This window comes from Flagellimonas sp. 2504JD1-5 (genome assembly GCF_053618295.1).
In genome coordinates this window covers 560,263-586,410 of sequence record NZ_JBSIOU010000002.1, presented here as the reverse complement: position 1 = coordinate 586,410, position 26,148 = coordinate 560,263, and the positions used below count along the sequence as shown (strand labels likewise).

Genomic DNA, 26,148 nt, shown 5'->3' with positions numbered 1-26,148 from the left:
AATTCTTGTGGGCAAATATAGCTATATTTAACCCCAAATTTGAAGGCTTATGTACAATTTGCATATTGCAACCATTGCGATTATCGCTGCAAATATATTGGTCTCATTACGAGGCTTTTCCGATTCCAGTTTTTTTGAACGATACAAGTTCAGTATTGGAGGTATTAAGGCTGGGCAGCAAGAAAGAACCATAACTTCCGGTTTTTTACACGTTGATATTTCGCATTTGTTCTTCAACATGTTCACGCTTTATTTTTTTGCCAATGTTGTCATCAATGGTTTTGGCGCTTCGAAATTTGTGATCATTTATTTTATAAGTCTTTTAGGCGGCAGTCTATTGGCATTGTTCTTTCATAAAAATGAGCCTTTCTACAGTGCAGTGGGGGCAAGTGGTGCGGTCACCGGAATTTTATATGCCGCAATTTTGTTAAATCCTGGTATGCAATTGGGTATTATGTTCATTCCCATTCCACTGCCTGCCTATGTATTGGGAATTGCCTATTTGCTCTATTCCATTTATGGAATGAAAAGCCGGTTGGGAAATATTGGACACTCTGCTCATTTTGGTGGGGCCATAGGTGGTTATGCCATTACCTTATTGTTTAAACCAGAACTTTTTGTCACGGACACTTGGATTGTGGTGTTACTGGCTATTCCGATTGTCATTCTTTTTATTCTTGAAAAGATGGGAAAGCTATAGAAAACAAAAAGGCCAAGGAATATTCCCTGGCCATTATCTTTTCGAGGTTATTTTTTAGTTCAACAACTCCGCTACTTTTGCTTCTAATTCTGGCCCTCTAAGATTTTTGGCAACGATAACGCCATTTTCATCCAAAAGAAAGGCGGCTGGGATGGCGTTGATATTGTACAACTGTGCTATGGGATCTTGAAATCGTTTTAGATTGGAAATATGGTTCCACACCAAACCATCTGCCTCAATTGCTTTCTTCCAGTCTTCAGCTCTGGCATCAAGCGAAACACCAATTACATTAAGCCCCTTATCATGGTATTTGTTATATACGGAAACGATATTTGGATTTTCCATACGGCAAGGTCTGCACCATGCGGCCCAAAAATCGATGAGTGTAACTTTTCCTTTCGCTTCACTTAGGGCGAGCGTATTTCCGTCGGGCGTTGGCGCTGAGAATTCTGGAGCTACATTTCCAATTTGTGTGTTCTTGAGTTTGTCCAACTGTTTTTGAAGTTGTTCTCCAGGCTCCGATTGTTTGATTTCCGGGGTGAAGGTCTCAAAAATCTCCCTTACCTCATCTTCAGAAAGCACTCTTTGTGCCATAAGATTACCTAGGATGTGTGCAGAAATCAAAGCGTTCGGATTTTCCTTTGGAAAATTGATTTGAAAATTCTTGGCTTCCTCCTGTAACTCCAAAAACTCTTCTCGTAACGCTGTTACCGTGGCAGTATCCCTTTGCTGCGAAGCAGCTTGCATATCATCCCTCATGGAATTGAACCTCTCCTGCAATTTTCTAGATTCTTCTTGAAAACCGTTGAAAAGGTCATTTTGAACCGTTCCTTTTACCTTGGCATACCTGAGACTGTCCTTTTGGAACCTCATATCGATAGCTCCATTCTCCAACACAAAAGGGATGCTTCCTTGATTTGTGCCTAAGAATATGTAGTAAAGCTTGGGTTTGGTTTGGGTACCCACAAAATTGAAGTTTCCATTTTGTACAGTGGCAGTATCGATTTCAATCAACTTATTAAGAGAGTCCGTAGTTTTCAAAAAAACTTGTGTTCCTTCGGCCAGCTCTCCTGAAATAGTTCCTTTAAGCGCATATCCGTCAGAACCGGAACCGCAAGAGGCCAATAGTATTATTGCAAATGCAAATCCAAAAATCTTTTTCATTTATTGCGTTTTAAAGTGCTAAGGTATTCATTACTTATGGCATAAAAAAACCCTTCACATCCAATTCATGAACGTAAAGGGTGTTAGTAAATTATGTAATTGTTAGAATTGATAACGGATCCCTAAGGCGATATCAAAATCAAAGTCATTATCAAATCCATCGTAGCCCAAAATGCCTATTTCTGGTCTAAAATCCAATGACAGCAACAGCGGAATGTCAAAATTGTATTCAACCCCGATGTCTCCGGCTGCAAATACAAAGAGTCCATCTTCATCCTCTATATTAAGTCCCGGATCAAAGTCAACGCTGCCTAAACCGCCGCCAACGCCGTAGTACCAGTTAAAATTTCCATCAAGTTGGTGCACCCATTGGTAAATTCCGGCCAGTTTAAAAGCATCAAAGTTGCGACTGTCTCTCCAACCCAGGTCAAATTCTGCGCGATTGTAGCGGCCAATGGATTTTTGATACGAAATTTCAGCACCAAAACCGTCACTGTCCCCCAAGCGGAGTCCAAGTGCATGTTCAGAAATATCCTGTGCACTCATAGCAATTGTTGCGAATAAAAAAACACCCGTAAATAATGTGGTAATCTTCATATGTCTCGTGTTTAGTTAAAAATTAAAGATAGCTTTGCAAAGCTTCTTGACAATAAACTATTTTGACGACCAAAAATTGTTCCATTGTGGATAAATCTCTTTTAAAAAAGCTTGCCAAAAAACTACAAGGCGAATTTTTATTTGACAGTTTGAGTAAAGCACTTTATGCAACCGATGCTTCTGTATATCGTAAGATTCCTATGGCCGTTGCATATCCAAAAAGCGCTGAGGATATCAAGATTTTGGTGGCTTTTGCTACTAAAAATGGGATAGGACTCATTCCAAGAACTGCTGGAACTTCATTGGCAGGTCAATGTGTTGGCGATGGTATTGTTGTTGACGTTTCGAAGCATTTCACCCAAATTTTGGAATTGGATGAAGAGAAAAAACAAATCAAGGTGCAGCCCGGAGTGGTTCGGGATGAACTCAACCAATACTTAAAGCCGTTTAGTCTTTTCTTTGGACCCAATACCTCAACCTCGAACCGTTGTATGATCGGAGGGATGGTAGGAAACAATTCCTCTGGAACCACATCCATTCAATATGGGGTTACCCGGGATAAGGTTGTTGAAATGACCTGTATACTTTCCGACGGGAGCGAAGCTTTTTTTGGAGATATGGACAAAGAAGTTTTCCAAATAAAGAAAAACCAAAATTCCCTAGAAGGGAAAATCTACGCCGGGTTGGGTAAAGAACTTTCCAATGCGCATAATATAAAGAATATCCAGACAGAATTTCCCAAAACCAGCATACATCGAAGAAATACAGGTTATGCGGTTGATGAGCTCCTGAAAAATGGGATTTTTGGGGATAGCGCTTCTGATTTCAATCTTTGTAAACTCCTTTCAGGTAGTGAGGGCACCTTGGCATTTACTACAGAAATCACACTGCAATTGGATGATCTTCCGCCACCCTTGTCCGCAATGGTGGCCACTCACTATAAAACCTTGGAAGATTGTTTGAGCGATGTTGCCCCAGTGATGCGGCACAGTTTGCACACCTGTGAGATGATGGATAAGGTTATTTTGGATTGCACAAAGAACAACAGGGCACAACTCGCCAACCGATTTTTTGTTGATGGGAATCCAGCCGGAATTTTGATGTTGGAAGTAAAAGCGCATACCCAAGAAGAATTGGATATACAATTGACCGCACTGCTCAAAACCATTGAAACATCCGGATTGAGTTATGCGAATCCTGTGTTAAAAGGGGAAGACATCAATAAGGCGATTGAACTGCGCAAAGCCGGCTTAGGTTTATTGGGAAATATGGTGGGTGATAGAAAGGCCGTGGCCTGTATTGAAGATACAGCAGTTGCTTTGGAAGACCTGAAAGATTTCATCATGGAATTCTCCCAAATCATGAAGGGGTACAACCAAGAAGCGGTCTATTATGCCCACGCGGGAGCAGGTGAATTACATCTCAGGCCCATTTTAAATTTAAAGAAGTCGGAGGATGTTTCCTTGTTTCGTGCTATTACAACCGATGTAGCAAAGCTCACGAAAAAATACAAAGGAAGCTTTAGTGGAGAGCATGGGGATGGAATTGTACGTGCTGAGTTCATTCCTTTGATGATTGGAGATGCCAATTACCAACTGCTCAAACGAGTAAAAGCCACCTTCGACCCCAATAATATTTTTAATCCTGGGAAGATTGTAGAAGCTTTTCCCATGGATGAATCCTTACGCTATGAAATTGACAGAAAAGAACCAGAAGTAAAAACCTTAATGGATTTTTCAGATAGCGAAGGTATTCTGAAGGCTACGGAAAAATGTAATGGCAGTGGAGATTGTAGAAAAAGCCACACCATGTCGGGTGGAATGTGTCCTAGTTACCATGCCACTAAAAATGAAAGGGATACCACGCGGGGTAGGGCCAATGCACTTCGTGAATTTTTAACCAATTCTGAAAAGCCAAATCGCTTTGACCAAGAAGAATTAAAAGAGGTATTCGATTTATGTTTGAGCTGCAAGGCATGCGCAAGCGAATGTCCCAGTAATGTGGATGTAGCTACGCTTAAGGCTGAATTTTTATATCAATATCAAGAATCGAACGGATACCCACTGCGGAGTAAACTGTTTGCCCACAACACAAGGTTGAACAAGTTGGGAAGTAAAGTTTCTGGTTTGACCAATGCGGTGTACAAATCCAATATTCTTGGGGGTTGGCTTAAATCCGCTTCTGGAGTTGCCAAAGAAAGGAGCTTTCCTAATGTGCATAACTTTGATTTTGGCGAGCACTTGAAAAAACACCAAACCTCAGTCGACCCAAATAAAAAGATTGTCCTATATATTGATGAGTTCACCCAATACTTGGATATTCAAGTTGGAAAAGATGGGATTGAATTGCTTTGTAGATTGGGCTATGATGTCCAACTCTTTTATGGAGAGAGTGGCCGAACCTATCTATCAAAAGGATTTTTAAAACAAGCAAAGAAGTTGGTGGCCTCCAACATTTCAAAATTGGATAAAACTTTGGAACAAAACATTTCCATTGTTGGATTGGAGCCTTCAGCAATTTTGTCCTTTCGGGATGAATACAAAAGACTCCATGATGATAAAACTAAAGTGGAGCAGTTAGCATCGAATTCTTTTTTGATTGAGGAGTTTTTGGCATCAGAGATGGAAAAAGGAAATATTACATCGGACAGTTTTACCAAGGACGAGAAAGAGGTTAAAATTCATAATCACTGCCATCAAAAAGCATTGTCAAATCAAAAAGTAACGTTCGATATTTTGAATTTGCCCAAAAACTACAAGGTAACCATAATCCCTTCGGGGTGTTGCGGAATGGCCGGCTCGTTTGGATATGAAAAAGAGCATTACAAAACAAGCATGCAGGTGGGTGAGTTAAAATTGTTCCCAGCAGTACGGAAGAGTTCCGAGAGTACAATCATTTCGGCAAATGGTACCAGTTGCAGACATCAAATCAAAGATGGTACGGATAGGGATGCCCAACATCCAGTTTCCATCTTGTTGGAGGCATTGGTGGTCTAATTGTTTTTGGAAATAAGTTTTAACATCTACCTTTGAAACGCATTCAATATTTACCATATGGCAGGAAATACTTTTGGACAACTTTTTAAGCTAACATCTTTTGGGGAATCACATGGTAGGGCGCTGGGAGGTGTTATAGACGGTTGTCCAGCTGGCTTGGAATTGGATATGGAAAAAATACAGATGGAATTGGACCGAAGAAAACCGGGTCAATCTGCCATAGTTACTCAAAGAAAAGAGCCCGACACGGTTGAATTTTATTCAGGCATTTTTGAAGGAAAGACCACCGGCACCCCGATTGGATTTGCGATTCACAACACCAATCAAAAATCAAAAGACTATTCCCACATCAAAGACTCATACAGACCTTCGCATGCCGATTATGTCTATGATAAAAAGTATGGTTTCAGGGATTATCGTGGAGGTGGTCGAAGTTCAGCCCGAGAAACGGCAAGTAGGGTAGTGGCTGGGGCCATTGCAAAGCAATTTTTAGGTGATGTAAAGATCAATGCTTTCGTATCCCAAGTTGGAGATATGAAAATGGAGAAGAAATATCAAGATCTTGATTTTTCCAAAATCGAATCCAATCCAGTTCGATGTCCTGATCAAGAAACTGCCGAAAAGATGGAAGCGTATATCAAATCCATCAAAAAAGAAGGGGACACTATTGGAGGAATTGTAACCTGTGTCGTTCAAAATGTTCCCATTGGCCTTGGAGAACCTGTTTTTGACAAATTACATGCGGAGTTAGGCAAGGCAATGCTATCTATCAATGCTGTTAAAGGTTTTGAATATGGGAGTGGGTTTGAAGGAGTGAAAATGAAAGGTAGTGAGCACAACGATTCCTATAATAATGACGGTACAACTAGCACTAATCGTAGTGGCGGTATTCAAGGAGGTATCAGCAATGGAATGGACATTTATTTCAATGTAGCCTTCAAACCTGTGGCCACGGTGTTACAATCGTATGAGACCATCAACAAGGAAGGAGAAAAAGTAACCACCCAAGGTAAAGGAAGACACGACCCTTGCGTTGTTCCAAGAGCTGTGCCCATAGTAGAAGCAATGGTCGCACTTGTACTGGCCGATTACAGCCTTTTGGCGCGTTCTAACAAAATCTAGGCAGGGGATACTGGATTTTCCAATCAAAATAGTATCTTACTTTCCTAAAAACTACACATGCGTAAACTCGAACTGCACTGGCAGATCCTTATTGGGATGTTGTTGGGAATAATATTTGGATTTGTAATGATCCAAATAGATTGGGGAAAGGATTTTGTTTCTGATTGGATTCAACCACTAGGTACTATTTTCGTAAAACTTCTTAAACTTATTGCCATTCCGCTGATAATAGCTTCCTTGGTTAAGGGAATATCAGATTTAAAGGATATATCTAAGTTCCGGAACATAGGTATCAGAACTATAGGTATTTATATTCTTACCACAGTTGTTGCAATCACTATTGGATTGGTTCTGGTGAATATATTGAAACCAGGAGATGGGATTTCCGAAGAAACAGTAATCAAAATGACGCAAACCTATGCTTCATCCGAAGGGGTAACTTCCAAAATGAATGAGGCAATGAGCCAAAAGGAGAGCGGACCGCTTCAATTTTTGGTGGACATGGTGCCCGACAACGCCCTCGCTGCGATGAGCGATAACGGGTTGATGTTACAAGTGATATTTTTCACGATTTTCTTAGGTATTTCCATGCTGCTTATTGGTGAGAAAAGAGCCAAACCACTTAAAGATTTCTTTGATTCCTTGAACGATGTGGTATTGAAAATGGTGGATTTGATTATGCTTAGTGCACCCTATGCAGTCTTTGCACTTTTGGCAAGTGTTGTAGTTTCTTCCAGTGACCCTGACCTTTTGGTCGCCCTATTGAAATATACAGGTGTAGTTGTTGGTGGATTATTGCTAATGATAGTTTTCTATACCATTGTGGTATCTACCTTTACCAAAAAGAACCCTTTTTGGTTTTTAAAGGAAATTAGCCCGGCTCAATTATTGGCATTTTCGACTAGCTCCAGCGCAGCCACCTTGCCTGTAACCATGGAAAGAGTGGAAGAACATATTGGGGTAGATAAAGAAGTGTCAAGTTTTGTATTGCCCGTTGGAGCTACTATCAACATGGATGGAACAAGCTTGTACCAAGGAGTAGCCGCTGTGTTTATTTCACAGGCCTTGGGATTCGATTTGTCCTTTGCAGACCAATTAACCATTGTATTGACCGCTTTATTGGCTTCCATTGGCTCAGCAGCTGTACCTGGAGCTGGAATGGTGATGTTGGTAATCGTATTGGAAGCCATTGGCTTTCCAGCGGATAAGCTTGCGATAGGTTTGGCCTTGATATTTGCCGTGGACAGACCTTTGGATATGTGTAGAACCGTTGTCAATGTTACCGGGGATGCTACAGTTTCTATGATAGTGGCAAAATCTGTTGGTAAGTTGGGAAAACCTAATGTAAAAGAGTGGGACGACCATTTGGACGAAGTTAGATAAGCAATCAAAAAGTATACGTTATGAACATCTGTTTTTTAATGTACCCTTGGGAAGAGATTCAGCCGGAAAATGATACCAGTCTGGCGTTGATTCACGAATGTGTGAAACGAAATCATGGAGTGGCACTCTGCACACCTGCAAATTTGACCATTCGGAATAGTGTTACCAGTGCTTTTTGCACAGTAATCAACCGCATGGACAAAGTTTCGAGCAGTCTTAAGACCTTTTACAAACAGGCTTCCTTACGTGAAGAAATGCTGCCTTTGGCAGGTTTCGACGTTATTTTTATGCGAGCCAATCCACCCCTGGACCCAATAATGCTCAATTTTTTAGATTCGGTAAAGGACGATGTGTTTATTGTAAATTCCCTTCAAGGGCTTCGCGAAGCGAACAATAAATTATATACGGCCGCCTTTGGGGATAGTCATAGTAATATTATTCCAGTGACCCATGTTTCCAAAAACAAGAGGTATTTGGTTCAGCAGATTAAAGAATCCGCAGCGGATAAAATGATTTTGAAACCATTAAATGGGTTTGGAGGTTCAGGAGTTATTCTTATTGAAAAATCTGCAATGTCCAATATAAAGTCGTTGTTGGATTTTTATGTCACCAACGCGGATGGTTCTTCCAACTATGTAATTCTGCAAGAATATATTGAAGGTGCAGACCAAGGAGATGTTAGGATCCTACTCTTAAATGGAGAACCGATCGGGGCCATGCGCAGAATACCGGGATCAGATGACCATCGCTCCAATGTATCTGCTGGGGGTTCTGTTGCTAAACATTCCTTGTCCAAAGAGGAAAAAGCACTTTGTAAACAAATTGGCCCAAAACTAGTTAAAGATGGGCTGTATTTTGTGGGAATTGATGTGATTGGGGGGAAGTTGGTTGAAGTCAATGTTATGTCTCCCGGTGGAATTACCTATATCAACAAAGTATATAAAACAAAGGCCCAATGTAAAGTAATCGACTTTATTGAAAGTAAGGTTGTTGATAAATTGCAGGCCTTTGACAGAAGGTCAAGATTGCGAAGTGAAGTGGAAAATGCATAAGTATAGCATTGCAGACATCATTGGGTTGATTGAAAAGGAAACTTGTTTTGAAGCCGTTTCTGAGGACTATTCATTTACCATAAAGATTGAGCAATACACACCTTTTATTTGTGGTGCTGTGCATGATGGCCATCAGTTTAGAAAATCACTCTGGGATAATTGCCTACATACCGAATATGAAAGATGGTATGAAGAGGACCCATGTACCAAACAAATGGTTCAAGGTTTCCCGATTGTCATCGCAGGATGCGACAGCCGCTTTGAATATGACTTGAACCGACCTCCTGAAACAGCAATTTTTGATACAGCCTGGGGCAAACAACTGTGGAAAGAACCTTTGTCCGAAAAGGAAAAACAACACAGTCTTGCCAAACACGGAAATTTCTACAAGGTAGTGCATGCCCTGATTGCAAAATTGGAATCAAAATTCCAAAATGTGGTTGTATTTGATATGCACAGTTATAACTGGAAACGGTGGGATAGGGAAGTGCCTGTTTGGAATCTTGGTACAACAAATATCGACAATGGAAGATATGGTGATTTAGTTGAAAGCTGGAGGGGAAGATTAGAGGATATCCAATTTTCCAACGGTATAGTCTCATCAGCAAAAATTAATGACACCTTTTTTGGTAATGGATACTTTTTGAAATACATCACCCAAAATTTTAGGAATACCCTGGTACTGGCCACCGAAATCTCTAAAATATACTGCGATGAGCTTACAGGAATTATATTCCCTGAAGTGGTCAAAACGGTAGAAAATCAATTAAAAAAACTTATTCCTGAAATGGTGCAGGAATTTGAACGGCAGACCTTATGATACAAGAGAAAGAAAAACAGGGTTTGCAAAAGGAATATGGGCATCTGTTTGAGATAGATGCCAATCTAGATCGTCTGGTGCGCCGCATAGAATTGCTTGGTTATGTGAATCCTTTGAACATTGAAAAGGAGAAGCAACGTTTTTTTACATCAAAATTCTCCATCGAACCTGAATTCAAGTACCCAAAGTTGAAGTTTGACCCCTATAAATTGCACAGACTGTTCTTTTCGCAACGTTTGGAACGTATAACCGATGAACGAATCCGGAGATTGTACCAGGAAGTGATCTATCACTACTCCAACATGATCCAGTGTATCGAAACCATTGGTAGAGGAAAGAAATTCTATTACAATTCGTTACGGATTTATGGAACACCTACGGAGCGGGATGTCCAAAATGCTAGATTCATTCTACATTTTGAGGATGAGCCGGTTTCTTCGGATATGGAAAAAATATTCTCGCCAGACGAGGCTTGCGAATACTTTGAAGATTTCTCGAAACGATATCATTTCCCGTTGAATATCAGGTTCTCCAAAAACATGGCTGCCGAGGCCATGGTAAGCAATAGTGAAAAGGCACTTCTGATTAAACGGAATATTAAATTCAGCAAAAATCAATTATTGACTTTGGCCAATCATGAAATTGGGGTTCATTTGGTAACCACCTATAACGGATTGTTGCAACCACTAAAGATTTTCTCCAATGGCTTGCCTAAAAATGTGGAGACCCAAGAGGGCTTAGCAGTCTTTAGTGAGTATATGGGAGGTGCATTGAACTTAAAAAGATTAAAAGAACTTGCCTATCGTGTTTTGGCGGCAGACAGTTTGATTAAAGGGTATTCCTTTGCGGATACCTTTGATTTGATTCATGGACAATATAAGTTGAACAAGCACGAAGCTTTCGGTATAACATTAAGAGCCCATCGCGGAGGTGGATTTACCAAAGACCGGTTGTATTTGAGCGGCCTTCGCAAGATTTATAAAAAGTACCAACGTGAAGAACGTCTCGACACCTTATTGACAGGTAAGGTGGCCTTGGAAGATGAAGAAATCATCAAATATTTAAAGACATTGGGATTGGCACAGCCGATTACGCATAAAGGACTTTCCTTTGACCAAAAATTGAACACCAACCCTACTTTGGATTTTATCTTGAACAATCTAAAGTAAAATACCATTCCAAATTAGGGTCCTAAATCGGAATGGCATTCAACAAAAAACAAACTAAAGCGAAATATATCTTCCTCTGGGATATTTAACTTGAAAAGAAAAGCTTTCTTTTTTGCTCTCTTGGCTGTCCAATTTCAGATGCCACGTCAACAATCCGGTTTTTTTGTCATACTCGGCCAATTGTGGTTCGATATCGTCAACTTTAATTTCCCTGTTTTGGGAAATTGGCACCCTATCCATTAGCTTTAGGTTTATGGCCAAGTTCTTGTTGTTTTTGACCTCGAGATCGTAGGTTCTATCCAAAATTCGGTTGCTGCCTGTAAAGGATTTACTTTTAAAATTACGTTGTTGCTTACGGCTTACGGTAATATTTGGATCAATGCCTAAAGAAAGTGTCATTTCTTTTTTAACTGTAAAAGGGTCAATGTTGGTCTTTCCGGCATAACCACCTTCATAATAAATATTGGCTTCTCCGGGTAACAACTGGAATTTTTCCCAATCCTTTAAACTGGCCGTTAGAAAAACATTTTCATTCACAAGGGGAGCGGCAAAGTATTCATATTCCGCGGGTAGTTGAAAGGTATTGATTTCAATGGCAGTGATATCGCCATCCGAGACAATTGAATACGGTTTCTTTATAATGAACTTGGTATTTGTCAAATCATCCTGTACCATACTTTTTTTGGTGGTTATTAAAATTACACCATTGGCAGCTCGACTTCCATAAATACCGGTCACCTCATCTCCTTTTAAGACTTCAACATTTTGAATCTCATTTTCATCCAGATCATCTTCCATAAATCCAGTCAAAGGAACACCATCTACAATATATAATGGAGGTTGTATTTTCGGTATACTGTTATGACCTCTAATGTTGACCCCTGCTACTCTTCCATTCAATGTTTCTGACGCACTATAACTGTAAGATTTTCTCTGAGACGTACCCAGTGAGGTCACCACCACCTCGTCCAACCTTGAAGCATCTTCTTCCATTTGTATATTTATGACTGATGAGTAAATGGGAATTTCATGTGTTACAAAACCGATATAGGAAATGGAAAGGTCTTTTCCGGATGCCACATCGAGCTCAAAATTCCCATCAAAATCGGTTGTGGTTCCCTTTGATGTTCCTTTTACAACCACGTTGGCTCCCGGAAGTGGGGCACCGGAAGCATCAACAACAGTTCCTGTAATTTTTCGAACCAATGGGTTATATGCGTATCCCTTTCGTTTTGGAGCAATATTTTTGCGCTTAACATAGCGGCTTACAAAGTTGAGGTACTTAGTGCCCAAGTTTGGTTTGCTCACGTTGATATTTGGATTTCCCGTGGAAAGCGTCACTTTTACGTTGTCCCAGTCCTTTCCGGTTTTTTGATATACGTGTGCCTTGTAGGCCAAATCTATGGGAGCATTGAGTTTTTTTGACTTGATATCGTAATTTGGAATCCAACCGGCATCCCTAACCAAATAAGAAATTGATAGGTCTAAGTTGGTAGATAGGGGAGCATCAAAGGTTATGGTTAGCTCACCTTGTTCTTCCTCAGGAGCATTATTGATTTCAGCCAGCTGTTTTTGAAGCTTGTTGATTTCTAATTTATGCGCATTGATTTTCAGGTTCGTTTTAAAAATTTCGTTCCGAATTGCTGTGATGCGCTCCCTGTAATAAGCACTGACTTGTTTCACTTTTTCTAAATCCAAAGCCTGTAACCTATTGTTTATGGACCTATTGGTAGTGATGACCTTTTCTTCTTCATCCAATCCTGCAATTGAATTGTTGTGCATTGTTATTTGATGTTGGCGCTCAATAATTTCATCTTCCCATTTTTTTATTTGAGGGTCACTTTCAGTTTTTTCTAAATAATTCAAGTCGTAAGACATGGATAAAATGGAAACAGATTGCAAACCTGAGATTTGAATACTGCTTTCGTCTACCTTATGGGAAAGTCCGGTGAACACAAGCTTGTTTTTGCCTTCTCTAAGTTGACATTGGGCCTTACGATAAATTTGAGCTCCACTAAGGTAAACGGTTACATCTTTTATTGTTGATGGAATCTTTTTGTCATTCCCAAGTGTCAAAAGAGGACAAAGGACCAATAAGAATAGTAGTTTTTTCATGACTGTTGGATTTAAAGTTTTGGTGAACTTAAACCCTAACTATTCGTATTCAAACCTAAAATGTGTGAACCAAGCCGGTTGTTAGGTGAAGTAGTTTTCTGGTTGAGTGATTAAAATTGGTTAAAGTTGAATGGTAACACCGAACACTACAATTTTGTTCAAATTTTAACTTTTTTATTGCCACTCTGCAATTTAAGTATTGAATAATGCAAGTATTTTGGTAAAGCACAGCGTTTTATTGGATTAATTTTGATACAATAAGTCATTTATATCTGACTTTGAATTCAAATTTGGACGATTCTAACAAACTTGACCCTAGATGAAAAGCAATAGCTTGATTTATATTGTAGCGCTCTCCATTGTGCTTGTGGCAATTCCCTTCTTACCTATAAAAGGTGGTGAAATACCTTGGTTTTTAGATTTCTTTGGAAAATTCCACCCTATTTTGGTACATCTGCCTATAGGTGCCCTATTGTGTCTTTTCATTCTTGAAATAGTGGTGCCAAAGCCACATATGTCGCATATCCGTGGTGTAATTTTAAAGTTTGTTGTTGTTACGGCCATACCTTCAGTACTGGCCGGAACTTTCTTGGCTGCCTCTGGTAGTTATGGGAGTGATGTTTTTGCGCTGCACAAGTGGTTTGGCTTAGCTACCGCTTTGTTAAGCATTTGGCTTTATGTGATCCATAAAAAGGAAATAACAAAAAAAATAGGACGATTCTCAGTATATCAACTTGCCCTTTTTACCAATGTTGCTCTCCTTACCATCGCTGGGCATTATGGTGGTTCTGTCACACATGGTTCAGATTATTTAACCAAAAATCTTCCAGATGGTTTCCGTTCATTCTTTGGGGATGACCCTTATGCATTAAAAGGGTTGGTGGCGATGGATAATTCCAAAGTGAACAAAACCCTTAGCGCCTATGATTTCGATACGGATATTAACCCTGTTATTGAAAAATACTGTGTGCAATGTCATGGATCAGAAGAACAAAAAGCGGGTCTTCGCTTGGATGGGATTGACCCGGACTTGATAAACGGGGAAGATGCAGCCACCTGGCGTGGAATGCTCGATATGATCAATAGTGGTGAAATGCCTCCTGAAGAGGAGGAACAACTTACGGACGAAGAACGTAGAATGCTTGTGGATTGGGTTACGGCTTCGGTGCAGAATGCGATAAAAATTAAAAAATCCAATCAAACTGCGGTAATTCGAAGGTTGACCAAAAAACAGTACACCAACTCTTTAAATCAGTTGTTGGATGTTACCGTTGATTTTGGTGAGGTGCTTCCCGATGATGAAAAATCTGAAATGGGTTTCAGCAACAACGGACATGAACTGCAAATTTCTCCGCTGCACATAGAATACTATAAAAAAATAGCTCGTGATGCATTGGATAAGGCCATTGCACCAGTTGAAAAGCCAAGGGCCACACACTATAGAATCAAGTTTGGTAAAGGAATAGGCGTAGACTTGCCCTCTGCCATGATTGGAGGGTACCAGAGTGCCCCAATAAGTTCAGATGATCTTATAGTTGATATCTTGGACGAAAATGGATTACCAGTTCAGCCAACGGACAGTATAGAAGAAGCCCTATATACCGAAATCAAAAAAAACATTGGAATAGGAATGCGGGGATCTCATGCAGATCGTTACGAAGTGGTCGAAAATGGGATTATCCTATATTCCGCATTGCCTCACAAAGAGGTAAGCCCAAAGTCATGGCAGGGCCCTTCACCAAACCTAAAATTATTGGTCAAGGACCATTTTCCCATGGAAGGAGACTTTGAGTTTCGAGTAAAAGCTTCCAAAGGGTACCAAGAGCATGTAAAAAAAGAAGGCTTGATCAGTCTAAGAACACCTGTTCCTGCTGAGAAATTGGAAAGCACCATATCACTTCGGTCCAATGCATTTACAAATAAAACCAACCTCGTGAACAAAGGCAAGTATACTCTTGCCGAGGACTTGACCAAATACAGTTACGCAAAAACCACCTTTTTTGCCCCCAAAACGGGATATTATCAGTTTGATTTTACGCACCCCTATGCAGCTCAAGATGGCATGCCCTCTGTAAATATTCGGTTAGATCAATTCCGTTTGCAAGAGCGGCTGCACTTGATAAAACCGGAAGATGGGCAACAGGACATGATTACTCCATTGACCTTGGCCTATTTAGAAGAAGGAAAACATACTCTTGAAATTGGCGGTCGATTTTTCGTGGGTTTTGGCGAAGTAATCGTGACCCCGTTCCCGGATGATCATCCAGTCTCCATACAGCTGGACAATGAGGAAGAAGAAAGTAGGTTGAAATATGAGATGGCTTCACCTATCATGCGGGTATTTGCTGGTTCTAGAACGGATGATGGCATCGATTATAAGAACTTTGATGACTTTAGAAATGTTATCAATTCTGAAACCCCAAGGCAATACATATTTAAAGGAAGACTTGAAGATTTGCCCATTCCAGTGATAGACACCTTGGAAACCGAAATCTTGGCCAATATTATGGGGATGGGAATCTGGAACGATTATTTGGTGAAAGATAACAGAGATTCCGGTCCGCCATTGCTGGTCCATGAACTGGAATTTGAAGCCCCGTATTATGCAGAATGGCCACCAAAAAGCCATACTGCCATATTTTTTGATTCCCCAGATAGTACCGATAAAGAAAAGTACACGGCACAAATACTGTCCAGATTTATGGAGAGAGCTTTTAGGCGTCCTTTGGAAAAAGAAGAAATAACGCCCTATCTAGAGTTTTGGAGAAGCATTAAGGGCGATTACGAACAATATGAAGATGGCGTCAAAGAAGTGCTTGTAGCGATATTGTGTTCGCCTAGCTTCATCTATTTGGCCGAACCGGAAGAAGGCACATCCGATGATGAAATGGAATTTTTCTTGGCTTCACGTTTATCCTATTTCCTTTGGGATTCTCCTCCAGATCAAGAATTGCTAGCACTGGCCGATAAAGGAAAACTTCATCGCAAAAAAGAGTTGAAAAAACAAGTGCAGCGGATGCTCCAAGACGACAAAATTTGGGAAATGGTCCGTAATTTCTCCAAAGAATGGCTTCGTCTTGACCGACACGAAACCATGAGTACCAATGTAAATGAGTATGCAGCTTATAGCCGATTTGTAAAAAGGGATATGGCCGAGGAAACCTATCAATTTGTGCACCATGTGCTCAATTGTAACATGTACATCGGTAATTTGATTGAATCCGACTTTGCCATGCTAAACCAAAATTTAGCAGAATTCTATGGCATCGAGAATGTAAAAGGCAATCACTTTAGGCCGGTTGCTTTGGCACCCGATTCAAAAAGGGGAGGATTACTTTCACAAGGTTCTTTCCTAAGCGGACATTCCGATGGAACACAAGCACACGCTATAAAACGTGCGGTATGGCTCCGTTCTAGAATTTTAGGCGACCGTCCACCAGATCCACCGCCAAACGTGCCAGAACTGGATCCCGAGACGCCCGGTTTTGAAAAGTTGACCTTGAAAGAGCAACTCTTTTTACATCGAAATAAAGTTTCATGCATGGATTGTCATGCTAAGATAGATCCCTACGGAATCGTGTTTGAAAACTATAATGCGGTCGGACTTTTCCAAACAGTGGCCAACAACGGAAACCCCATCGATGTAAAGGCGGAACTGCCTGATGGTAAGGTTGTTGATGGAATTGACGAAATAAAAGCGTATATTTTAAATGAGAAAATAGACGACTTTACACGCTCATTGGTAAAACATCTGTTCTCCTATGCAATCGGACGCGATATAACCTTTGTTGATGAACCCGAAATTGAATCCATAGTTAGCGCCATTAAGGAAGATGGCTATCGTTTTCAATCTGTATTTGAACATATTATTACAAGCAAATCGTTTATTGGTGATTTTTAAAAATTAGACTATGGCTCGCAAATCATGGCATTTAGATAGAAGAACATTCGTCAAAGGATTGGGTGTTAGTTGCATGATTCCGTATATGGAAGCAATGGGAATGGGAACCATGCTAAAAAGCACAAATACACCCAGCGAGGCAATGAAAAGGCTTTGCTGCGTATATTTTCCGAATGGTGTCGGACTACCTCCAGTCGAAAGTTCATTTCATAAGAAATGGAGCTGGTTTCCCATGGGAGAAGGTCGAGATTATCAAGTTACACAAACCTTAAAACCTTTGATAGAACATCGTGAGAACATGTCCATAATTGGTGGACTCAGTCACCCTAGAAGTAGAGCATTGCTGGGCCATTTGGCGGGCGACACCTGGTTAACAGGAGGTGATGTAAGAGGTAGTGCCTATATGAACAGTATTTCCCTTGACCAGTTGGTGGCTCAAAAATTCAGTAAACATACGCGTTATCCATATTTGGCCTTGTCTACTGATGGTGGAATTGGCTATAAATCAAGGGTTTCGACCTTGTCATTTGATTTATCAGGTAAACCTATCCCGTCAGAGCATAGGCATCGTGAAATCTTCGAACGCTATTTTGCGCCCGGAGGTGGGGCAACCACCCAAGCACGTCGAAAAAGTATTCAGCAAGACAAGAAAATTGTCGATTTGATACTGGAGGATAGCAAACGATTGCATAAACGTTTAGGAAAGCACGATCAGACCAAAATGGATGAATACATGCATTCTTTGAACTCTGTGGAGGAACAAGTAAAGCGAAATGAACAGTGGTTAGACATTCCGATGAAAGATTTTGATGCTGGCCACATTAATTTCAATGCAGATGTCAAAGTAGACCCCGAAGCATACATCAAAACCACCTTTGATCTAATGGTTTTGGGTATGGAAGTAGACCTTACTCGAGTAATGACCTATATGATGGCCCGGGAAGATGGGCTAGGTCTTGGCGAGAACTTCCCCAAATTGGCTTTAGGGCTTAGCAAAGGCCACCACACCATAAGTCATGATCTTAGTACCGGACATTGGGAAGAGTGGGGGCGTTACGATCAATGGTTGTCCAAACAATTTGCGTACTTCCTTGATCGGATGAAGAATACACATGATGAGCACGGATCACTATTGGACAATACCATGATTCTTTATGGAAGTGCCTGCAGTACTACCCATAATGCTGTCAATTATCCGACGATTTTGGCTGGAGGTGCCAATATGGGCTTGAACCATGGCACTTATGAGAAGTTTGACGAAGAACCAATGTCCAATTTATTTGTGAATATGTTGAATAGATTGGGTATTGAAACCGAAAGTTTTTCAGATAGCACTGAAGAACTACACTCAAAAGTATTGTAAACCAAGTTTGGGTGTCACCTCGAGCGCCGCGCCTTCCGAAGTTTCGTCCGGAGGACAGGCAGTCGAGAGGTCTTACTCCCTTACCAGTTGAAAATCCTTTTTATCCAACTCAACCCCATTTACAATTAGTGAAACTTGGTGCAATCCTACATGAAACTTTCGGGTTGTAATTATTTTAAAAGACTGTTTTCGCAAGATAGGAGTAGATGAACTTCCATCATAGTCCTTTTCACTGATTTTGAACACTTTTTTAGATAGAGTACCGTTGGCCTTTTGGTAATACAGACCATATTCCAAACGGATTTTAGTGCTTTTCCGATTGGTGTTGTTCAGTAAAAATGAGAAATTCATATCCTTACCAATGGTCACAACCGGAGTTAGGACCTCAAACTTTTCAATTTTAATGTTGTTGGTCTTTCCAAAACCAAACAATTGCATTACTTCTGGAATACCTTGTTTTAGCAATGTTCTGCAAGCATGTTTCACCACCCAATCCACTTCCTTGCTTTTTCCTTTCCATTTTTTGGCCAGGCGGATGACGATTTTGGGATTGTCTTTCGAAATATCATTCAAATTATTGGCAACGCTGCGTCGAACAGATTCCGATTCATCGGATTTTAATTTTTCAAGAATGGGAAGTATGGGGGTTGGGTCTTTTTTAAGGTCAGGTAGAGCCATGGCCCAAGGTAATCGTGGTCTACATCCTTCGGATGCAAGCCGTCGTACCATAGGGTGCTCATGATGGGACCAACGTATCATTTGTTGTAGCATTTTTTGCGGATGCTTAATGATAAATGGCCGCACAGCAAACTCACAACTTACAAACTTGGTAATCTCCTCAAATGCGTCTATGGAAATATCGTAATCATCGGCTCCATAGATTTCCACAAAATCTGGAAGGAAAATGAACTCCAGATTATCCGATCTAAAATCATTTTGCTTTAAAATGGGAATAAGATTGAGCAATAGCTTCACATTGGTATTTAGATCGGCTGTCAAATGGTCTTTAATCACATGGGTTATATGGCGCATCCGCTGCTTTAGTTCCTTGTTGTCCCAATCATCATTATAAATTGCGTTTAAAAAGGTATTTGTATCAAATTCAGGAAATACTTGTTCCATACATTCCGTAAATCGTTTAAAGAAGTCCGGATTGTAAATATTTTTAAAAAGTTCTGCCATAACTATAATTGCTGTACATAATTTTCCAATATTCGGCCTCCAAACTTTCGGATTAGATTGTTGGCAATGTCCTCGTTAAGTGCCAACCTAAAGCCTTCGATGTTCATTTTTAGTGATTCCTCGCTGTCTGCATCAAAATACTGACTCCATAGAAGTATTGTCTTTGCACCCTCACTTTTCAGCAGCAAGAAACCCAGTGAGTTTTTAAGGCCCAGTGCGTTGGGCTCTTCCGCCATTGAAGCTAAACCAACATTGGGTTGATACCATTTCATGATTTCGGTATGGGTGGTTTCTGGCATTCCTTCCTCCATGGGAAAAAAGGTACAGGTAAAACGTTGGCAATGATTGGAGTCATTATACTTGGCTTCCACTTTTTTTAATCCACTACTGTATTCTGGCATTCGTTCTAGTTTTCCAATTAGCTCCCAAACCTCTGTGGTCGAAGCATTCAGTTCTAATTCAATGCTATTTCTGAGTGGACTGGAAACAAAATCCGAGGCCAAAGGCACTTTAGGAGAGTGTCCGGAATTTTGTCCATAACCTGTTAATACTTGGCCCAATGCCAGGCAAATAATTGGGATTGATTTGTTTGCTATCATTGTTGTTATTTTGTTTGAAAGCAAAACTAAATCGAGTGGGTGACAGCCCTATGTCAGTGGTTGTAGAATTTTCCCATTTACTGTCAGGTCGAGCGGAGTCGAGACCTGTAAACAGAGAAATTGGTGCTATAATACCTCTCGACTTCGCTCGAGGTGACTTTTAAGTTACCCTAAAAATTTGGCCTTCAGCTCCGGGGTGGGAATCATACAAGCATCCTTTCTACCAAACCATTTGTAACGATTTTTTGCAATCAGGTCGTAAATCCCATCTCTAAATATCTTGGGGATCCAGGTGAAGATGGTCATGGCTTTCCAAAGCCCACCAAAATCTTGACTTATCTGTATTGCTGCGTCCGATTTGGTAAAATAGGCGACACTAGGCTCAATTAAGATTATGGAATCCACTTTGGACGTATCAATGGCACGTTCTGCGATCAGTTGTTTTCCAACCTCACTTTGCAGGGCCGCATAGCGGAACACATCCTTTTTATCCCGCTTAATAATAAATTGAACCGCTCCATTACAGAGGTTGCAGACTCCGTCAAACAAGATAATCTTCTTACTTTCTATGTCATTCCCACTAAAGTGGGAATCTATTGTTTTCATAACACAAAGATACGTCCCTTGAAGATCAAAGCCTAGTAAAGATAGAAGAGGAGCCCACAAGATGCAACCTTACGGGAACGAGATTATATCCACCTTCTGACTTTTTTCCTGTATTCTGAAAATTCTTTGGGAAATTTTGATGTCAAATATTTTTCCTCGGGTAATACTAGGAGCATATGCATCAAAATCAAAGCGAATAGAGAGCCGATTGCCCAAGTAAAAAAATTAAAAGTAATACCAAGCCCCAGCAACAGAATTGCGCATCCAAAATAAGTGGGATTACGGGTTAGGGCATAAATTCCCGTTTGTATGATTTGAGTGGTTGGTTTCCCTGGTTCGGAAGGTTGTTCTGCTTTATCCAATTCTGATTTGCTTTTCGCAATCAATGAAATACCAAACAGGAGCAATACGGTTCCCAATATGATTCTGAGGTATTCAGGTATCGGTAGCGACCAATGCCAAATAAAAAAATATTCAACCAACCCTCCAATAACTATAATAATGGTTAGAATAAAATCGGACGTGCGTAAAATTGATTTGTGGGCGTAATCTTGTGTCATGATTTAATCTTATTTCCTCTGGGTTAGCACAATGTCCTTGTACCAAACCTCATAAGGTCCTCTAGCCTGTATTTGCAAACAAATACATCCGTCTGTAGACTCATTGTCTTTCTCAGTGTATTTCGCTGTTTTAATTTCTCGGCCAATTACTTTGATATGAACATCATTCAAATGTTTATTAACTCCCAATTATCAATAGTATTCCGATTACGAATAGCACTATCCATCCGGGATGTTTTCCTTTTGTCCCGACCAAAACCAGTAGGGAACCTGTAAATATGGTACAAATTATGGCCCTAACTATGAATGTCCCAATTTCGTGATTCAAATCGTTGTAGGTTAAGGCAATCTTTATAAGTATTGCACCCAAACACCATCCGAAAACAGAGGATAAATGCCAATTGGCCCAAATTATGCGAAGGTGCCTTGTTCTCAATCCTGGATTTTTTTTAGTGGGGACAATACTTCCTTTATTCCTTTTACCATTAAATATTAGAATCTCGCCAAAAATGGAATGTGCGAGTCCCAATAGTATGCAAAGAATCCCAGCAGCTAAAAAGTATGTGTTCATATTGATTTATAATATGGGTGTTACTTTGTAAAATCATCCACTTCCCTAAATATCTCCACAGAAACACGTTCGCCCAGATTGTGCATAGAGCCCATTTGGCTGGGATTGCTATCCTGCCAAAATTGCTCCCAATCTTTGAGGGAATCCCACCGTGCTATGGTCTTTATTTCTGTAGGGTCTTTATCATTTTGTAACATAAAACTGCCTCTGGCACCTTTTACCGTTTCGTGGATATTGTTGGTGGTTTTTTTCCAGATCTCAATAAAAAGGTCCAATTTTTCAGGCGCTACTTTCCAATTATAGAGGATTCGAATCATTTCTGTTTTTAGGATTACAAGATACGACCTTGGGGAATTCTAAAGCTCATTTTTTGGCCTGATAATTTCGTCCAGCTTTAAAACCACAATACCCAAGAAATACCAAAAGTACTACCTGAAATACCTTTATCATGGTTAAAAGAACGGACATCATTCGTTCAACGGGATAACTTGCCCTGGAAAGCAGCTCACGTTCCATAGGGTCGTATGGAGTGATGAGAGCATCCATAAATGAAACAAAACCATCCAAGACCAACAGCATTACAATGGTGGCGACCATAGCAATGATGTTCATGGTTAAATTTTTAAAACCGTTTCGGAAAGTTCTATAAAGGTAGATTGTAAAGAATACGAAAACAGGGATAAGAAGCGTGAACTGAACCTTGGAAATTACCAAATAGGTGTCATGGATATTGATATCGAAAGTTGCATCTGGGTCAAACCCATCCAAACCGAAGAGCAGTACGGTAATTAGAAATACCAGACCCAAAGTGCCCAAAAACCAATAAAGTTCTCTTTTTGTCAAATGTAGGTTTGTTACTGTTTAAAATGATAGCCTTTAAGGGTTGAAGTTAGGCAAATCAGTAATAAGCTGTAAATCTATTTTCAAGGCATACAATCTTTCGGAAGTTAGGAGGAAAGAAACTATCCAAGCAATGTAACCAAACAGATAATATTCGCTGCTCCCAAAACAAGCTCGAACACAATACCTTGTTTAATTTTTTTATTGGGTTGGCCATCTGCGGCAATGCTCACAAATCTGCCTAAAGCAAAGCCCAAAAAGAGCAAAATGGCAATTGCATGTGAGGTGAGGGTCACTTCGGGGACAAAGATGCCCAGGAGAACGATAATTGCACCGATCAGCATATCGGCGCTGGTACCTCTAACCTCATTCAACAGGTCAACATCGTTGGTAATGGTAATTCCGGAGTTTTTAGCGTAGTTCTTTATAGGGTTGCTCAGTCGTGCTATGCCGACCATCAACAATAAAAGACCAGAAAGTATCAGTGTTACGATAGCAAATATTTCCATTTGTATTGGTTTTTAGTTATGATGCGCAAAAATAGAACCGTGTAATGACAAAGGTATGTCAGGGGGTATTTTATGCTTTTTGCAAAAATTATATGTTTAAATTAGGCTATTGAGGGCAGTGCTCCAGATAAAATTCGTAAAGCCCAACAATATCGGGAGTGCTGGAGTTTTTGGCAGATAAAGCTTGAATCATCTGTGGGCACTCGGAAAAATATTCGAGCAATCTCTTTTTTTTGAACCCCAAAATGCCCTGGGTAACCCTTACCATTTGATTGGAGCCAGGTTTGTGAAAAAAAGGAATGGAGTCCAAATAAAAGTTGTCGTCATGTACAAACAACTGCTCGTAATACACCAGATTTTCTGATTGTTTGATTACTTTCAAGAACTTCCGGGGCGCTCCCAAGTCTGAATAATACCTAATGACCCACATTTCTTGCTCTTCCCTAAAGGGAACGGATAGAAAATGATTTTCACCAAAACCATATCCCAAAATATCATCGGCATCATATTTTTTTAGTCTAGATGAGCCCTCTTGCTTAAATCGGATTTTGGAATAAAGTGATACAAAGGGTTCTGCAGACTTATCCTTGACAAAACCTGTTATGGTGTAGCCGCTGTGCTCAATAATGTAGCCTTCCTTAAAGGATTTGTTCTGCGCCGATAGAGTTTGTAGGCAAAATAAAAGAGCCAACAAAAAGAATGTTCTGCTTAAAATTACATGCATAGCACATGCTGGTCGCAAAAGTCATACCAAGACCGCGCACAAAGATAGACTGCGTTATCGTTCTTACAGTTTAAACTCAGCCATCACTGGATAATGATCCGATAATCCGTGCGTTTCTTTTTGGTTAAAGATTTCAAAGCCCTCACAGGTTGCTCCTAAACGTGGGCTAGCCAAAATATAGTCGATACGCACCCGGTTTTCCATTATGGATCTGTCATTATGGTCATATTTGCCAACTAAGACCGGAGAGGGAAAAGTATAGCCTTTGTTGACTAAATCCACTTTGTTTAAGGCGAGGTCCACAGCTGGGCAGGCCAAAAACTGACCAATCACGGAGTAGTCAAAATTTCCGTTCAAAAGGTTGGAGTGTTTGGCATCAGCGCTCTTGGGTCTATATTTTTCCCTTAAACCATTGTTCTTTTCGAGGGCATAGGCATCAAAAGGAGAGTTGGCGTTAAAATCGCCAAGGATAACATAGTTATCACGCTCACTTTCTTGAATATCCCGTACAATCATTTTGGCCTCTTTAAGCCTGAACTTGGCATCGGCAGGGGACAGGTGCACAACATAAAAATCTATGCCATAAGTCTCACAATGCAGTACGCCATGCCAGAAGTCATTTAATTTCCGCTCCTTTAATTGGATTGGTCTGTTGGAGGTCAATGCTGTCGGGTACCCGGCTGTTTTCAACAATAGCACGTATTGATGTCCCCATTTTAAGGCATCCTCTTTTAGCATTTCCTCAGTATAACCACATAATTCTTGCAGCGCCACCACATCGGGCTTTTTGCTCTTGATCCAGTCAACACATTTTTCTCTTCGGTCATTGTCCTTGCCCCAATCAAAGCCGTTCCAAATGTTATAGCTCATTACTTTGAGGGTTTCACCGTTGTGTTTACTTTGTGAAAAGCAATTAAGCGTCAGAAAAAACAGTAGAAGTAGGCGCAGAAGGTTTCTTTTGGTTTGGATCATTTTGTTCGGTTTCTATAATTGATGGTAAGAGCTGGGCTAAGATCGTCGAAATTTCCTTTACAGTCAATCGATTGAGGATGAAAAATTTAGGTCTTTTCAGTACCCTATAGCTCTTGAAAAGTGCGATTGGGCTAAAATTTATTCCGTGGTTTTTCAGAATTGTTAATTTAAGCAATCCAAAACTCAAAATAATGATAAGAGTAGTATGGTGTTTACTTTTTATGATCGGCCTATCCTGTAATTCAGATGGACAGGAGGTACCGTCAAAAGATAATGACACGGAACAGGGAACCTCTGAGGCCCGCATTGTGGGATATTTGCCAGCTGGTCGATTTGCGCTGAGTGAAAGCATTTCATATGAAAAATTGACCCATCTCAATTTGGCTTTTGCCAATCCAGATAGTGATGGAAATCTTATTATGCCGAGTATTGCTTCGGTACTGTTGGATGCACGGACGGCCAACCCCGATATTGTTATATGCCTATCCTTGGCCGGCGGGGTATTAAAAGCAGAAGAGGCCACCCATTGGTCCAATTTGATTGACAATGAGGAGAATATCCCGGGTTTTGTGACCAAAATTGTGGATTATGTCGTTGACAATGATCTTGATGGTATTGATATGGATTTGGAATGGGATAATGTCACCTCTGGCTATAGCTCATTTGTATTGGCTTTGAACACCGCTCTGGACGCTCATGATAAAATACTGACAGTTGCGTTGCCTCAAACCAGGTTTGCAAACATTACGGACGAAGCCTTGGCTGTTTTTGATTTTGTAAACATCATGTCTTATGACGCCACCGGTCCTTGGAACCCCTCCAAAGCAGGGCAACATAGTTCATTGGAGTATGCTAAAAGTGGTGTCGATTTTTGGAAAACAAATCAGGGTGTTCCCCAAGAAAAATTGAATCTTGGTGTGCCTTTCTATGGGTATGAATTTACGAGCCCCACAGAAGCCAGTGCCTTTGCATACAATGATATGGTACAAATGGATGAGAGTTATGCCAACTTGGACCAAATTGGAAATGCCTATTATAACGGTATTCCGACCATAAAAGCTAAGGTTGGTCTGGCAAATGACGAGAACCTGGGAGGAATAATGATCTGGGAGCTTGGCCAAGATTCTTTTGATGAGTATTCACTGCTATCTGCTATTCATAATGAATACACCTCTTTAGGAATTACCATAACCACAGATTGAC

General features: G+C 40.4%; 23 protein-coding genes. 10 read left to right on the top strand and 13 right to left on the bottom strand.

Going from position 1 to position 26,148, the window contains the following annotated elements; all coding sequences use genetic code 11:
* The first annotated feature begins 49 nt into the window (after positions 1 to 49).
* Positions 50 to 700: a rhomboid family intramembrane serine protease gene (locus ACULLG_RS12135; RefSeq protein ID WP_452127063.1), complete on the top strand. Its 651-nt coding sequence runs from the start codon at positions 50 to 52 to the stop codon at positions 698 to 700.
* Positions 701 to 754: 54 nt separating this feature from the next.
* On the opposite strand, the gene ACULLG_RS12130 is transcribed toward ACULLG_RS12135, so the two are convergent.
* Positions 755 to 1,864, bottom strand: coding sequence for a redoxin domain-containing protein (locus ACULLG_RS12130; protein WP_452127062.1), 1,110 nt, complete (start codon positions 1,862 to 1,864; stop codon positions 755 to 757).
* Positions 1,865 to 1,966: 102 nt separating this feature from the next.
* Complete coding sequence (locus ACULLG_RS12125; protein ID WP_452127061.1) at positions 1,967 to 2,461, bottom strand: hypothetical protein; 495 nt, start codon at positions 2,459 to 2,461, stop codon at positions 1,967 to 1,969.
* Between the two features lie 86 nt (positions 2,462 to 2,547).
* Between ACULLG_RS12125 and ACULLG_RS12120 the strand changes: the two genes are divergently transcribed.
* The 6 genes from ACULLG_RS12120 to ACULLG_RS12095 are packed head-to-tail and all read left to right on the top strand — an operon-like array spanning position 2,548 to position 11,003.
* Positions 2,548 to 5,457, top strand: a complete 2,910-nt coding sequence (locus ACULLG_RS12120; RefSeq protein ID WP_452127060.1) for an FAD-binding and (Fe-S)-binding domain-containing protein — start codon at positions 2,548 to 2,550, stop codon at positions 5,455 to 5,457.
* 57 nt (positions 5,458 to 5,514) lie between these two features.
* Positions 5,515 to 6,579 (top strand): chorismate synthase, encoded by a 1,065-nt coding sequence (gene aroC / locus ACULLG_RS12115; protein WP_452127059.1) that lies wholly within the window; start codon positions 5,515 to 5,517, stop codon positions 6,577 to 6,579.
* 57 nt (positions 6,580 to 6,636) lie between these two features.
* Complete coding sequence (locus tag ACULLG_RS12110; protein ID WP_452127058.1) at positions 6,637 to 7,962, top strand: dicarboxylate/amino acid:cation symporter; 1,326 nt, start codon at positions 6,637 to 6,639, stop codon at positions 7,960 to 7,962.
* Positions 7,963 to 7,982: 20 nt separating this feature from the next.
* Complete coding sequence (gshB, locus tag ACULLG_RS12105) at positions 7,983 to 9,014, top strand: glutathione synthase (RefSeq protein WP_452127057.1); 1,032 nt, start codon at positions 7,983 to 7,985, stop codon at positions 9,012 to 9,014.
* Positions 9,007 to 9,834: an N-formylglutamate amidohydrolase gene (locus ACULLG_RS12100; protein ID WP_452127056.1), complete on the top strand. Its 828-nt coding sequence runs from the start codon at positions 9,007 to 9,009 to the stop codon at positions 9,832 to 9,834. Before gshB ends, ACULLG_RS12100 begins: the two co-directional genes overlap by 8 nt.
* Entirely contained in the window at positions 9,831 to 11,003 is a 1,173-nt protein-coding gene (locus ACULLG_RS12095; protein ID WP_452127055.1) for a flavohemoglobin expression-modulating QEGLA motif protein, read from the top strand. Before ACULLG_RS12100 ends, ACULLG_RS12095 begins: the two co-directional genes overlap by 4 nt.
* 54 nt (positions 11,004 to 11,057) lie before the next feature.
* Here the strand turns inward: ACULLG_RS12095 and ACULLG_RS12090 are convergent, their stop codons facing one another.
* Positions 11,058 to 13,118 carry a mucoidy inhibitor MuiA family protein gene (locus ACULLG_RS12090; RefSeq protein ID WP_452127054.1) on the bottom strand — a complete coding sequence of 687 codons (2,061 nt, stop codon included), beginning with the start codon at positions 13,116 to 13,118 and terminating at the stop codon, positions 11,058 to 11,060.
* 319 nt (positions 13,119 to 13,437) lie between these two features.
* Between ACULLG_RS12090 and ACULLG_RS12085 the strand changes: the two genes are divergently transcribed.
* Complete coding sequence (locus tag ACULLG_RS12085) at positions 13,438 to 17,019, top strand: DUF1592 domain-containing protein (protein WP_452127053.1); 3,582 nt, start codon at positions 13,438 to 13,440, stop codon at positions 17,017 to 17,019.
* A 10-nt stretch (positions 17,020 to 17,029) separates the two neighbouring features.
* A complete protein-coding gene (locus ACULLG_RS12080; RefSeq protein WP_452127052.1) occupies positions 17,030 to 18,382 on the top strand; it encodes a DUF1552 domain-containing protein in 1,353 nt (450 codons plus the stop codon).
* Positions 18,383 to 18,454: 72 nt separating this feature from the next.
* Here ACULLG_RS12080 and ACULLG_RS12075 read toward each other — a convergent pair whose 3' ends face one another.
* From ACULLG_RS12075 to ACULLG_RS12030, 10 genes are all read right to left on the bottom strand, one after another.
* Positions 18,455 to 19,564 (bottom strand): DNA alkylation repair protein, encoded by a 1,110-nt coding sequence (locus ACULLG_RS12075; RefSeq protein ID WP_452127051.1) that lies wholly within the window; start codon positions 19,562 to 19,564, stop codon positions 18,455 to 18,457.
* A gap of 2 nt (positions 19,565 to 19,566) precedes the next feature.
* Positions 19,567 to 20,163, bottom strand: coding sequence for an SRPBCC family protein (locus ACULLG_RS12070; RefSeq protein WP_452127050.1), 597 nt, complete (start codon positions 20,161 to 20,163; stop codon positions 19,567 to 19,569).
* Positions 20,164 to 20,328: 165 nt separating this feature from the next.
* The gene (locus ACULLG_RS12065; RefSeq protein WP_452127049.1) at positions 20,329 to 20,769 is read right to left on the bottom strand and encodes a thiol-disulfide oxidoreductase DCC family protein; all 441 of its coding nucleotides are present in this window, start codon (positions 20,767 to 20,769) and stop codon (positions 20,329 to 20,331) included.
* An 83-nt stretch (positions 20,770 to 20,852) separates the two neighbouring features.
* Positions 20,853 to 21,329, bottom strand: coding sequence for a methyltransferase family protein (locus ACULLG_RS12060; RefSeq protein ID WP_452127048.1), 477 nt, complete (start codon positions 21,327 to 21,329; stop codon positions 20,853 to 20,855).
* Between the two features lie 178 nt (positions 21,330 to 21,507).
* The gene (locus tag ACULLG_RS12055; RefSeq protein WP_452127047.1) at positions 21,508 to 21,900 is read right to left on the bottom strand and encodes a hypothetical protein; all 393 of its coding nucleotides are present in this window, start codon (positions 21,898 to 21,900) and stop codon (positions 21,508 to 21,510) included.
* A gap of 20 nt (positions 21,901 to 21,920) precedes the next feature.
* On the bottom strand, positions 21,921 to 22,217 hold the full coding sequence (locus tag ACULLG_RS12050) for an antibiotic biosynthesis monooxygenase family protein (protein WP_452127046.1): 297 nt from the start codon (positions 22,215 to 22,217) through the stop codon (positions 21,921 to 21,923).
* A 46-nt stretch (positions 22,218 to 22,263) separates the two neighbouring features.
* Positions 22,264 to 22,743, bottom strand: a complete 480-nt coding sequence (locus ACULLG_RS12045) for a hypothetical protein (protein ID WP_452127045.1) — start codon at positions 22,741 to 22,743, stop codon at positions 22,264 to 22,266.
* A 119-nt stretch (positions 22,744 to 22,862) separates the two neighbouring features.
* Complete coding sequence (locus ACULLG_RS12040; RefSeq protein WP_452127044.1) at positions 22,863 to 23,249, bottom strand: DUF4345 family protein; 387 nt, start codon at positions 23,247 to 23,249, stop codon at positions 22,863 to 22,865.
* Positions 23,250 to 23,355: 106 nt separating this feature from the next.
* Positions 23,356 to 23,973: a hypothetical protein gene (locus tag ACULLG_RS12035; RefSeq protein ID WP_452127043.1), complete on the bottom strand. Its 618-nt coding sequence runs from the start codon at positions 23,971 to 23,973 to the stop codon at positions 23,356 to 23,358.
* A 63-nt stretch (positions 23,974 to 24,036) separates the two neighbouring features.
* Positions 24,037 to 24,843, bottom strand: coding sequence for an endonuclease/exonuclease/phosphatase family protein (locus ACULLG_RS12030; RefSeq protein WP_452127042.1), 807 nt, complete (start codon positions 24,841 to 24,843; stop codon positions 24,037 to 24,039).
* A 293-nt stretch (positions 24,844 to 25,136) separates the two neighbouring features.
* Here ACULLG_RS12030 and ACULLG_RS12025 point away from each other — a divergent pair, with 293 nt between their 5' ends.
* On the top strand, positions 25,137 to 26,147 hold the full coding sequence (locus tag ACULLG_RS12025) for a glycosyl hydrolase family 18 protein (protein WP_452127041.1): 1,011 nt from the start codon (positions 25,137 to 25,139) through the stop codon (positions 26,145 to 26,147).
* Position 26,148: the final 1 nt, after the last annotated feature.